We start from the raw sequence: 11,777 nt of genomic DNA, 5'->3' as shown, positions 1-11,777 counted from the left end.
AACGCACTGAAGGCCGATGATGACCGCAAACCTTCCGTTTCCGCTGTTCCAGAAAGCTTTGGGGCGCCACCTTGGTGGCGTCCGCGGCCTCAAAGGGATCAACGCGTTTCTGCGCGAGGGTGAAATGTGGCGCGAGGCGTCGCGACTTGGGCAGACCCTGCCCGAACGCGTGGATGCCACGTTGCAGGCCTTTGACCCCGCAGCGGGTGGCGCGGTGGAAGCGATCGAAGGCACCGATATGGGCTGGTCGGCCAGCTACATGTTGGGTGGGCCGGGGCTGGATATGGTGCTGCTCTTGCGGCTTGAGGGGCTGAACTCCAGCGAGCTGCAGTCACAGCTTTCCGTGATCGAGGCCAAGGTCGGCTGGCTGATGCTGGCTGCGCTGTCCGATCGCACCGAAGAAATCGGCGATGTGGCGCTGAGCGCGGAAATCGGATCGCAAGTCCTGCTGGATGCCGCGCGCGCGCGCAGCCGTCGGCAATTGGCCGACCAGTGGATCGCCCGGCTGGAACGCGCCCTGGCGCCCGACCTGATCGCCGTGACTTGGGTCAAGAAAGGCAAGCCGAAGCTGGTCGCATTGTCGGGCGGCGGTATGATCGAACGCAACAGCGAAGCCCGCAGCCAGATCGAAGCGCTGGCCGATTATGCGGTGCGCGCCCGCGGCCCGCAGATCATTGCGCCCGAACCCGCCGCAAACCCCGACATGCCCGACCCCGAAGAAGACGCCCTGCCCGATCCCACTGAACAATCCGCCCGCGAAGACGCGCTGGCGCGGGTCGAACTGCTTGGCGGGCAGCGCGGGCTGTCGATGCCGATCTATAGCGGCGACGAAGCCGAAGCGGTGGTAATCGCCGTGTGGTCGTCTGCGTCCACCGCCGGGCCGCTGCATATGGAAGCCGCCGATCTTGTGGCGCAGGTTCTGGGCGAATCTTTGACGATCCAGGCGCGTTCCTATCCTTCGATCCTGCGGCGGATGGGCAACTGGATTTGGGCCAGTTTTCGTGGAGTGTTTGGTGCAACGGCTTGGAAGCTCAAGCTTTTCATCGTGATTGCGACTGTCATTGTGACGGTTCTCGCCCTCGTGCCCACCCGGTTTGAACCGAGCTTCACGGCCCGGATCGAAGCTCAGGACCGGCGGGTCATATCGGCGCCCTATGACGGCTTTCTTGCAGAAGCGCCCTATCAGCTTGGCGATGTCATCGCGCCCGGCGCGATCATCGTGGCAATGGAAGACAGCGATCTGGTGCTGCAGACAGCGCAGGCCGACTCCGAGTTGGCAGAGATCGAGGCCGAGATCCAGACTGCGCGCGCCCAGCGTGACACGTCCCGTGTCCAGTCGCTCGAGGCACAGCGTCGTCAGGTCGAAGTGCGGCAAGAACTGCTGCGACGGCAGCTTGATCTGGCCCGGTTCGAGGTCACCGAAACGGCTGCCGTTGTTGGCGGGGATGCATGGCGCCGGGTCGGTGGGCGGGTCCGATTGGGCGAGGCGCTTCTGGAATTGGCATCTCCTGATACGTTCCGCGTTCTGGCGTTTATCGATGAGGACTGGGTTGCGGATTTGGATCCGGGAGGCGCCGGCACTTTGTTGCTGACAGCGTTTCCGAACACACCCGTCGATGTGACGTTGCTTAGCATCACGACCGACCCCCAAATGCGCGATGGGGTGAATTCCTTCTCCGCATGGATGGATTTTGCTGATGTCCCACACGTTGCGCTTTTGGACGGGATGCGCGGTGTAGTTCGGATCGACGGCGGTGAAACCAACATGCTGGCGGCCTACACGCGTGGCGCGATGCGCTGGCTGCGCCGTACGCTGTGGCGGTGGAGCTAGTGAGTGCGCTTAGGCATCCTGACTGGCATCTGCTGAGTGATCAGAAATTTCGCCGCCGTGCGGCGATCGGCACATCGCACCAGATGTTTCGTGGCGAAGCCTTCGTGGTTCTGTGCGACCGTGTCACGGGCCATAACCTGCGCCTGACCGAACGCGCACAGGAACTGTGGCAGCTGTTCGATGGTCGCAGGACGCTTAATGACATCTGGGAACATCTGATGCGCCGTCCGGCCATTGCGCCCAGTCAGGGCGAATTGGTGGAATGGGTAATGCAATTGGTGGGAACGGGCCTGATCCTGTCGGATCATGAACTTGATCCGATCTACCTGAGCGACAGAACCAACAAGCGCCGATCCTCCACGATGGAGCAGCGGTTTGCCAGCCCGCTTGCGATCAAGATCAAGCTCTTTGATCCCAGTTGGCTGGTGCGAAAGACATATCCGCTGGTCGGCATGATGTTCACGCCTTTTGGCGGTTTGGTCGTTGCAGCAGTATTGCTCAGTGCGCTTGTGTTGGCAGTCATGAACTGGGAGGCGCTGTCCCAATCGGCAGATCAGACGATACTGTCGCAAAGTGGCCTCCTGGGCCTGGCGTTGGCCTATCCGATTATGAAAGGCCTACACGAGCTGTCGCATTGTTACGCGCTTTACCGGTTCGGCGGCCAGGTGCGCGAATTTGGCATCATGCTTTTGCTATTCTTCCCGGTACCTTACGTGGAGGCGTCCGAGGCGACGGCCCTGCCGGACAAACGCGCGCGAATGCTGGTGGGGGCGGCTGGCATCTTGTCGGAACTGTTCATCGCGTCGATCGCCCTGATGCTTTGGCTACAGATTGAACCCGGCGTCGAACGCGCGCTTCTGTTCAATTTTGTGCTGATCGGATCGATTTCCACAATTTTGTTCAATGGCAACCCACTTCTGAAATTTGATGCCTACTTTGTACTCGCCGATTACCTCGAAATGCCCAACCTTGCGCAACGGTCGGGCGAATACCTGCAAGACCGGTTCTTGTCGCGCATTCTGGGCCTGCGGTCCGACGTCGACCCCCGCCAGGGCGAGGCGCGGATACTGGGCACATACGGAACGCTTGCGCTGTCTTACCGGATGCTCCTGACGCTAACGATCGCACTTCTCGTATCGACCTGGTTTTTTGTTTTTGGCGTTCTTTTAGCGGCATGGGTTGTTATTATAGGCGTGATATGGCCGCTGGTGAAAGTGTTCAAGAAGGGGTTTCGGATGACCAAGTCGCAGAATCGGGCGCGCCGTGTGCTGGTGCGGCTGACGGTGTTTCTGGCTTTGCTAGTTGGACTGACAACTCTGGTGCCGCTGCCGTTTTCTGCGCAAGGCGAAGGCCGTATCGTACCCCTCGCAAGTGCGGAAGTGTCCGTTGAAACCTCGGGGCAGATTGCTGCGACCAATATCGTGGACGGCATGGAAATCACCGCCGGTATGCAGATCATGCGGCTGGACAACGCATCGCAGACCGCACGGCGGCTGGCGATGGATATGAACGTGACGTTTCTGCAAGAAGCGTTGTCGCGCAGCGGCCTGACGGTACCAGAACGCCAGCGTGCTGAACGCGAGCTTGAGGTCGCGCGCACGGCGCTGGCCAATGCCGAGGATTTGGAACAGGCGCTGGATGTGCGTGCACCAATTTCGGGCCGGATCAGTTGGCAGGGCGGGCGCCCGCCGCCGCCCGGCGCCTTCGCGTATCGCGGAGACCGGCTTGGGTACATCATCAACCCCGACGCACTCCAGGTCGTGACTGCGTTTCCCGCGGCGTATTCTGGTCGGATCGATGAAGACCCAACGCTATTGATGTTACTGCCCAACGGGGATGAATTCGCGCGCCCGGTCGCGCGCAGTCGCGTGGTTGATGTCGGCCAGCAGGTTCCGCCGGAATTGTTGGTGTCAGCGGGCGGGCCGGTGCCCGAACAGCCCGACCGTCCCGGCATGGCGCTTGATACCAGCTATATCGTCTGGGCCGCGCCACAGGGCGATCTGTCGGCCTGGGCGGGCGCGCGGGTTGTTGCGCGGATCGATCTGGGGAGCGCCACCGCGCTAGAACAGATGGTGTTTCACGTCCAGCGGCTGTTCCTGCGGGTCACGCGGCTATGACGCTGGCCGCGATTGGTCAGCGGCCGATCCTCAAGGCCTTTGCCCGGTCGCGCCGCCGCCCTGTCCGGCGCGAGGTTCCGCCCCTTTCGCGGATCCGGCTGTTCGCCGATGAATGGGCGCTGTGGCGCGTGGCGCGCGGGTCCGACCGGTTGGTGGCATTGCGCGGTGCAATCGCGACCGAACAGGCAAGAATGCCCGGCATGTCCGAAGCTGATCTGACCGCGGCGTTGCGTGTTCCGCTCAGGGCCGAACATCTGCTGGACGCAACGCAAGGAGCCGCACGATTTGCCGCCGTGCTTGAGGTCATCCGCCGCGAAACCGGCCTGTCGCTGCGCGGAAACCAGATCGAATGCGCGGTGCTTTTGCTGAACGGCGATTGTGTAGAATTGCGCACCGGCGAAGGCAAGACGCTTGCCGCTGCCCTGGCCGCGTTGGTGGCCGCCAGTGTAGGGGTGTCGGTGCATGTCGTCACGGTGAATGACTACCTTGCGGAACGTGACCATGATCTGATCGCCCCGCTGGCCGCGCGGCTTGGCCTAAGCTCTGCCGTGGTGCTGCAAACCGACAGCGACGATGACAAGCGCCGCGCCTATGACCATGATATCCTTTACGGAACCAACAAAACCTTTGTCTTTGATCACCTGCGCGACAAGCGTGAGGCGCGTAGCCGGCAAGATGCAGCGCGCCCGCGCCAAACCGGTCAGGCGCTTGCCATCGTGGATGAGGTCGACAGCGTCCTGATCGACGATGCAACGGTACCGATGATCTTGTCGGAACCCGCAGATCGCCTCCCGGCGGTGGATCTGGTCTTGTTTCGCAACCTGATTGCGTTTGCCCGCGCGATGGTGCCCGAAGACGACCGGGTGCGCGACCGTCAGGGTAATTGGCGGCTGACCCCAAACGGCACCGAACGGCTGGAAGCCGCCGCCGCAACCTGGCGCCATCCGCTGGCCGGTACATCGGACATCGTGGACCTGGCCGAAATGGGCATGACGGCCGTCTACGGCTTCATCGAAGGCGTCGCCTATATCGTGGTCGAAGGCGAGGTCGTGATGGTCGATCAGGCGACCGGACGGCTGATGCCGGATCGCAAATGGGATTACGGTCTGCAGCAGATGGTTGAAATGGTCGTCGGCGTCGATCCCACGGCTGAAACGCGCACTGTTGGTCAGATCACGCAGCAGACGTATTTTCGGCAATACCGTGTGTTGTCCGGCCTGACTGGAACTGCCCATGAATGCCGAAGCGAATTTTGGGCGATCTATCAGCTTGGGGTGAAACGGGTCGCGCCCCATGCGCCGTCGCGGATGGTATCTTATGGGTTGAGGCTGTTTCGCACCGCCGATGACCGCTGGCGCGCCGTTGCCGCGCGTGCGATTGACGTGGCTCAAACGCGCGCCGTGCTGATCGGACTTAATGACGTAGCAGAATCCATGGCCCTGAAGGCGGTCTTCGTCGAATTGGGCCGGGACGTCGCAGTGCTGGACGCCCTGACTGAAGCGCAGGAGGCCGATCTGGTCGCCGAAGCTGGTCGTCGCGGCCGCATCACGATTGCAACCCACCTTGCCGGGCGCGGCACCGATATCACGCTTGATGCGGATGTGCGGGATGCGGGTGGGTTGCACGTGATCATCGCGTCAGTGATGGCGTCGGGTCGGTTGGAACGTCAGCTTTACGGCCGCGCCGCGCGGCAAGGCGACCCCGGCAGCTATGACCGGATGATCAGCCTGCAGGATCGCGGGTTGGTCGAAGGTGCCTTTTCAATCTGGCGGACGGTTGTGACCTGGATACTACGACGCAGGCTTTCCCCCACATTTTGCCTTGCTCAAATCCACGCGGACCGTGATTGTCGGGCACGAACGCTGAGGCGCAAGACCCTGCTTCGGGAGCAGGACATGAGCAAGCGTCTTGGCTATCGCTAGGGGTGGTATCATGATCAGACGTTTTATCGGGCCGTGTATGCTGGCCATACTGGTGGCACAAGGCGGCTGGCTGGCGGGCGCGCGCCCTGCGCAGGCCCAGTCGCTGCAGCCGCTGACGTGCCTTCTGGTGCCCGCGCGCACCAGCGACATCGGCAGTGACCGCGTCGGCATCGTCCGGGCGGTCGATGTCAGGCGCGCTGATTTTGTTGAACAAGATGCTCCGCTGGTACGGATCGACGCCGAGATTGCCGAGGCTGACCTTCGCGTCGCGCGGATCAGCATCGCGGCGCTGGAAGAACGCCTCGGGCGCAGCGAAGGCTTGCTCAGTCGCAACTTGATATCGCGTGACGAAATCGGCGCCCTGCGCACCGATCTGCAACTGGCGCTGGCCAACGAAGCCCGCGCCCAGATGGAGTTGAGCCGCGCCACGATCCGCGCGCCGTTTGCGGGCTACGTGTCGAATATTGGCGTCTCAGTTGGCGAATTGATCGGTCCGGACCCTTTGCTGCAGCTCATCGAAGTCAGCACTTTGCGCGCTGAACTTGTCTATCTAGCCGGTGCGTTTGGGCTGGTATCTCTCGGCGACACCCTTATGGTACACGTCGAAATGGCGGATGCCGAAGTCGAAGCCGTGGTCACAGCAATTGATCCGTTCATCGACGCAACATCGAATTCCTTCACCGTCTTAGCCGAGATCGAGAACACCGATCTATCCCTGCCCGCTGGCACGTCTTGCGCGGTCTTGAACTAAGACAGGCGAGACAGCAGGGTTTCGACGTCGATTTCAAAGTAAACTGTTAGAAAAGCGCCCTTCACGTCGTCCGTGCCGCCCGCCAAGTGTACCAAACTATTGCTCCGTGCGGCCTCCAGTATGGCCGCGCCTCCCGGGCGATCCGCGAGCGGAGCCAGCCATTTGGCAAGTTCAACCCGGTTGATATCTGCGCGACGCACGGTCGTCAGCCATGATTTCCGCCCATTTCCCGATGTAAGTGTGAAAATCGCATTCGACGCCGAAAGGCCGCTGAACACGCGCTCGCCCTCGCTCTCGTCAAGCCCGAACTCGGCAAAACTCTTGGCCATCGGCGGCCAGAACAGCGCCGATTGGGCCGCAGGAAATGCAATGTATTCGTCGCGCCGTACGACACCGCCGGGCAGGGATTTAAACCCGCAGTACAAAGGGTATGGGGTGTGGATGCCACTTTTGACCCGGTCCACAATTGCCTCCCAGTACTGGGTGTACAGCCGAACGGATTTTCTGTCGCACCGGAGCGCCATACCGATGGCATCGGCGGCGCGCATTGCCAGCGACCAATCCGCCAACAGATTGTCATCCATGGCAAGCCTTTTGGCAGCTCGGGCGATGTTTTGGGCGGCCTCGACGCTAGCATCACAGAAAAACAGCACCCGCTCTTCCACTTCATCGGCCGTAAGTGACCAGGACTGTTCGCAGGCATCAGCCAAATGCGCCAGTTTGAACAGGGCTTCGTCGGCGTCGATCATAGTTAAAGTCATTCGGGTTCCGCCCATGGGCAAAAAGACACAGTTGATATTTTAGACTATTAGCGACTTGGGTTAAACTCTTGGCGCGACTACAAAACAAGGCTAGAGCAAATTATTGGGGCTGTCATGTACAAGTTTCTTTTCTGCTTAGTAGCAGCCGCGTGCAACTTAGGCATCTCTGCGGCGGAGGCGCAGTCGCCTACAGACATCGAAGAACCGATAGCTGCTGCTCGAACGAACACTTTGAATGAAAAGCCGATCGCGCAATTGTCGGCGAGGCTTGCGTACAATTCTGATGCAGGTCCGGTTGTTGGTCTGGGGTTCGGAACGGACCGGCTTTTTGGGCGTGACCAAACGCTGCGCTTTAATTTGGAAGCGCAGGAAGGTGGAACACGAATCAGCTTTCTTTATAACAACGACGCGATTTTTGGGGCCTTACCGACCTTTGGCCTGCGGGTTTTGCAGGCCGACAGCCGCGCGGGCAGTATTTATGGCTTTGACGCAACGGCCATGCGAATTGAGCCGCGCCTGACATGGCGCATGTCGCCGACTTTCACGACTTCGGCCTACATCTACTACGCATCGAATGAGATACAAAACGTTTCAGCCACAAGTTCAAACCTGCTTCGTATTGACGAAGGCAACCAGACGGCTGGTGCGGTAGGTATTGGTTTCGACTATCGGTTTCCGGGCATCGCGGGCGCCGCCATGCGCAATGCGCGCTTACAGTTCGGGGCCGAAGTTGGATCGACGTCGCGCGATCACGATTTTCTGCGCCTGACGGCCAGAGCTGACGCGATCCATGTTTTTGGCGGGGGCAACGTTGTGTTCCGCAGTCAACTGCGCGTCGGCGCCTTGAAAAGCTTGTCGGGAAACAGCAGCATCGGCGACCGTTTCATGCTAGGGCAGGCCTCAGTTCGCGGGTTTGAATTCGGCGGCTTCGGTCCGCGAGATCTTGCTGTTGCCAACACTCCTGCTTTAGGCGGAAATTACTACGGGATCACGCGGTTTGATGCGCAGTTCCCGAATATAATGGGTGATGGTGCTGAACGTCTGACGCCTGGTGTGTTTATGGATGTCGGCAGCTTGTGGGGTCTCGATAATGCGGCTGGCGGCGTTGCTGGCGCGACCCCGGTGGACGAAGGCTCCAATTTGCGCGCGTCCGTCGGACTGACGCTGCGGATCGCCACGGGGCTTGGACCAATCCAAATGTATGTGGCTCATCCTGTGGTGGACGAGGACTATGATCGCACGCAGACGTTCGGACTGACATTCAGCCATAGTTTCTGAGTGGGGCGTCCAAGACCACTCGGCCGCAGCTGCGTTGCTAAGGCACTCTTGATGAGGGCATTGTCAGAGGAAACTGACTTGAGATGGGCAGGGTGGCGACCTAGCATCGCCAGATGACCAAACACAGCCCTTTCCGCTACTTCAAGACGTCGTCTGAGATCATTCGTTTGGCGGTGATGCTTTACGTTTGGTTTCCATTATTGCTGCGCAATGTCGAAGACTTGCTGCACGAACGGGGCATCGAAATCAGTCACGAAACTGTCCGTTTCTGGTGGAACAGGTTCGGTCCGATCTTCGCTGCCGTGATCTGCAGAAACCGTGTCAGCCGGATGCGCGTATACTAAAACTGGCAGTGGGGCAGTGTCAGAGGAAACTGACTTGAACAGGGCAGGTGGGTTTCGTAGCGATTGCGGATGACAAAACCTTCGCCCTTTCGCTACTTTAAGACGTCTCCTGAAATCATCCGCCTGGCAGTGATGATGTATGTGCGATTTCCACTTTCCCTTCGAAATGTTGAAGACCTGCTGCACGAGCGAGGGATCGTTATCAGTCACGAGACGGTGCGGTTTTGGTGGAATCGGTTTGGCCCTATTTTCGCAGCCGAGATCCGCAAGAAAGGTATCCAGCGGAAGCACGCCCATTCCAACTGGCAATGGCATTTGGACGAGGTTTTTTGTGAAAATAAATGGAGAGATTCATTACCTTTGGCGTGCGGTCGATCATGAAGGCGAGGTGCTGGAAACCTTTGCCACAAAACGCCGTGATCGCAAGGCGGCATTGAAATTCTTTAAGAAAACAATGAAACGCTATGGGAATCCGCATGTCATCGTGACGGACAAACTTAGGTCCTATGGCGCTGCAATGGAGATTATTGGCAATTCGAAGAAACAGGAAACTGGCCGTTGGTTGAACAATCGAGGCGAGAATTCACAACAGCCATTTCGACGACGAGAACGGGCGATGTTGGGTTTCCGTAATATGGGAAGTTTGCAGAAATTTTCCGCTGTTCACGCCTCCGTCTATAACCATTTCAACCTGGAGCGCCCCATTTACTCACGCGCCAATTTCAAGCTCAACCGAACCGCTGCTCTTTCCGAGTGGCGCCAACTCGGTGCAGCATAAGGGACAGGCTCATTGTCCTTGCAGAGACTGGTTCGCATCCGTCTGACATCACCAGTTGAAGTTCTAAGCTTTTGACTTTGGCACTTAAGGTGATCATGGCCAAAAATGCACCGGCAGCGGCGGAGGACTCAAACCCACCTTCGCCCAACTTTGCTACTAAATTGTATTCTTCCTCGGTCAGCGTTTTTATTCGCAGTTCTTCGTATCTTCTGAGAAAAAGCCAATTTTGTGGAAGCACTATGCTTGCTGAGCCACCTCTTACGCACTGATCCAAGCAGCGCTGAAGGAAGACTGTTGCTAGGTCGTGACGCCCTGCAGGATAGAATTTATCGCTATAAATCTTGAGCGCCGAGGTTTGTTTGCCCCGAGATAGATAAGGTACCGTTTGTTACGACCCATGTGAATGGCGAGGAAAGCAATATGGCTGCCCTTGCAAGCCCGTAAGCAGCTACTGCTGCTTAACTGCGCAATTGACCAAATCAAAGGGGTTCACGCCAGTCACGGGGTTGCCCGCGCGGATCATGGTCGACAGGTTGCGTACCTGTCGCGGGCCGTGACGGGGGCCAGGTCGGTTGGTGGTGCCAGCATCCCAAGGCACGCCCACAAGCCCCATCTGCACCTGTTCGTACGCAGGGTGGTCAGGGGTCACATGCGGCAGGCGCATGAATGTCGGCACACCGGCAAAGCGTGGCAAATCCATTCTAGAAACCTGTCGAAAGAATTCAGCAGAAACGGTTTCCATCACGCGATCTCCCTGGGGGTCTTTGATACATTCTCGGCAACCATCGAGATCATCTCGAACATAACAGCACCAGCTGTCAGGGCTGTGATTTGGTTGGGACTGTCCTTGGTTGGCATCATGCAAACAATGTCGCCACCGACGATGTTCAATCCACGTACAGCGTGTAGCAGGCCAATCGCCTCGTCAATATCAAAGCCTTTTTCGCCAGCTTCGATGTTGGACACACCTGGTGCGATCGTGGGATCGAGACAATCGAGATCAAACGTGATGTAGACAGGTCGCCCTGCCAGTGTCTCGGCGATCTGCGCCACAACATCCGCTAGTCCGCGCTGTATGAACTCTTTCATCGTGACGACGTTGTAGCCATAGTCATAGGACGGTTGCAGCCAATCTAATGTCCGCGCATGGCCGCGCAATCCGATCTGCATTGAATGTGTTGGGTCGACCTTGCCCTGATCGGCGAGATAGGCCCCCCAGTGGGCTGCGGATTTCTTGGCCCCTAGGAAGTGATCGACCTTGGTAAAGACATCTGTATGAGCGTCGAGATGCAAAAAGCAGACAGGTTCACCACCGGTCACATTTCCACATCCCAATGCCTGAACGATCCCGCCTGTGATGGAATGATCCCCACCGACGGAAATCGGGTGTGCACCAGCTGCGTCGATCTCGCGGTAAAGCCGTGTGATTTGCTCGATGCAATCTTCGTTATCGTTGGCTTTTGGAAACGGCACGTCGCCTACGTCCACGACGCTCGCCGCACTCCATGGATCTAGCTGGAACCCGCTGTGCATGCGTCTCTGGACAGATGACACATTTCTGAGCGCGCGTGGTCCCAGATGCTGGTCGCGTTCGGTGGTCCCATTTCCGGTGGAGTGAGGCACGCCAACCAACGCAATGTCATGGCCCGTTGCCGGTTTATTGGGGCATCGGAATAAGGTGGGGATGCCCCACCAATAGAGGTTCTCCATCATGGAATTCAGATGTGGATCGGACATGGCTGCTTCCTCCGCTTAGTTTTCGCGGCGGTTTTGCTGTTGAATTGACGCCGAACCGCTGCTGTTACCTTTTTCGGTACCTGCCCCGCGCTATTCGGTCAATCATCATGGCCCATTGCGAGATCGCAAGACGGGCGAGGATCAGAAACAATGGTAGAGGGTTTTGTGGGAGCCCACCTATGAAAAAACACCCCCAAAGGGACGGATTTTTGTTGTCTCATGGTTCAGACCAATTGTACTGGAACGGAGAATTTGTGT

7 protein-coding genes and 3 pseudogenes are annotated in these 11,777 nt (G+C 58.6%); 7 read left to right on the top strand and 3 right to left on the bottom strand.

Features of this window, described 5'->3' with window-relative positions:
- Positions 1–19 precede the first annotated feature (19 nt).
- From TR2A62_RS03760 to TR2A62_RS03745, 4 genes are read left to right on the top strand one after another with little or no spacing between them, the layout of a single operon-like run.
- Positions 20–1,831 (top strand): HlyD family efflux transporter periplasmic adaptor subunit, encoded by a 1,812-nt coding sequence (locus tag TR2A62_RS03760; RefSeq protein ID WP_009159327.1) that lies wholly within the window; start codon positions 20–22, stop codon positions 1,829–1,831.
- Positions 1,831–3,948, top strand: a complete 2,118-nt coding sequence (locus TR2A62_RS03755; protein ID WP_009160625.1) for a peptidase M50 — start codon at positions 1,831–1,833, stop codon at positions 3,946–3,948. Before TR2A62_RS03760 ends, TR2A62_RS03755 begins: the two co-directional genes overlap by 1 nt.
- Entirely contained in the window at positions 3,945–5,870 is a 1,926-nt protein-coding gene (locus TR2A62_RS03750; RefSeq protein WP_009159792.1) for a DEAD/DEAH box helicase, read from the top strand. The genes TR2A62_RS03755 and TR2A62_RS03750 overlap by 4 nt, the downstream gene beginning before the upstream one ends.
- A 10-nt stretch (positions 5,871–5,880) precedes the next feature.
- Entirely contained in the window at positions 5,881–6,621 is a 741-nt protein-coding gene (locus tag TR2A62_RS03745) for an efflux RND transporter periplasmic adaptor subunit (RefSeq protein WP_040820154.1), read from the top strand.
- Here TR2A62_RS03745 and TR2A62_RS03740 read toward each other — a convergent pair.
- The gene (locus TR2A62_RS03740) at positions 6,618–7,370 is read right to left on the bottom strand and encodes a hypothetical protein (protein ID WP_009160599.1); all 753 of its coding nucleotides are present in this window, start codon (positions 7,368–7,370) and stop codon (positions 6,618–6,620) included. The genes TR2A62_RS03745 and TR2A62_RS03740 overlap by 4 nt on opposite strands.
- A gap of 126 nt (positions 7,371–7,496) precedes the next feature.
- On the opposite strand from TR2A62_RS03740, the gene TR2A62_RS03735 reads away from it, so the two are divergent.
- The 3 genes and pseudogenes from TR2A62_RS03735 (at position 7,497) to TR2A62_RS17980 (ending at position 9,782) form a co-directional block, all read left to right on the top strand.
- On the top strand, positions 7,497–8,660 hold the full coding sequence (locus TR2A62_RS03735; RefSeq protein ID WP_009158485.1) for a BamA/TamA family outer membrane protein: 1,164 nt from the start codon (positions 7,497–7,499) through the stop codon (positions 8,658–8,660).
- 113 nt (positions 8,661–8,773) lie between these two features.
- Positions 8,774–9,001, top strand: a pseudogene (locus TR2A62_RS03730) (IS6 family transposase); the annotation flags it as partial.
- A gap of 72 nt (positions 9,002–9,073) precedes the next feature.
- Positions 9,074–9,782: pseudogene (locus TR2A62_RS17980) on the top strand (IS6 family transposase).
- A 463-nt stretch (positions 9,783–10,245) separates the two neighbouring features.
- On the opposite strand, the pseudogene TR2A62_RS03720 reads toward TR2A62_RS17980, so the two are convergent.
- Both TR2A62_RS03720 and TR2A62_RS03715 read right to left on the bottom strand, forming a co-directional pair.
- Positions 10,246–10,524, bottom strand: a pseudogene (locus TR2A62_RS03720) (arginase family protein); the annotation flags it as partial.
- Positions 10,524–11,519 (bottom strand): arginase family protein, encoded by a 996-nt coding sequence (locus tag TR2A62_RS03715; RefSeq protein WP_009158951.1) that lies wholly within the window; start codon positions 11,517–11,519, stop codon positions 10,524–10,526. The pseudogene TR2A62_RS03720 and the gene TR2A62_RS03715, both read right to left, overlap by 1 nt.
- Positions 11,520–11,777 lie beyond the last annotated feature (258 nt).

It is taken from the genome of Thalassobium sp. R2A62, from assembly GCF_000161835.1.
In the GTDB taxonomy this organism is placed as follows: Bacteria; Pseudomonadota; Alphaproteobacteria; order Rhodobacterales; family Rhodobacteraceae; genus Thalassobium.
The sequence above is the reverse complement of the archived record's forward strand: the minus strand, read 5'-3'. Positions and strand labels throughout refer to the sequence as shown.

Excerpts from the sequence above, each read along its gene's own strand:
- TR2A62_RS03760 (WP_009159327.1), top strand. The coding sequence starts at position 20 with ATGACCGCAAACCTTCCGTTTCCGCTGTTCCAGAAAGCTTTGGGGCGC.
- TR2A62_RS03750 (WP_009159792.1), top strand. The coding sequence starts at position 3,945 with ATGACGCTGGCCGCGATTGGTCAGCGGCCGATCCTCAAGGCCTTTGCC.
- TR2A62_RS03745 (WP_040820154.1), top strand. The coding sequence starts at position 5,881 with ATGATCAGACGTTTTATCGGGCCGTGTATGCTGGCCATACTGGTGGCA.
- TR2A62_RS03740 (WP_009160599.1), bottom strand. The coding sequence starts at position 7,370 with ATGATCGACGCCGACGAAGCCCTGTTCAAACTGGCGCATTTGGCTGAT.
- TR2A62_RS03735 (WP_009158485.1), top strand. The coding sequence starts at position 7,497 with ATGTACAAGTTTCTTTTCTGCTTAGTAGCAGCCGCGTGCAACTTAGGC.
- TR2A62_RS03715 (WP_009158951.1), bottom strand. The coding sequence starts at position 11,519 with ATGTCCGATCCACATCTGAATTCCATGATGGAGAACCTCTATTGGTGG.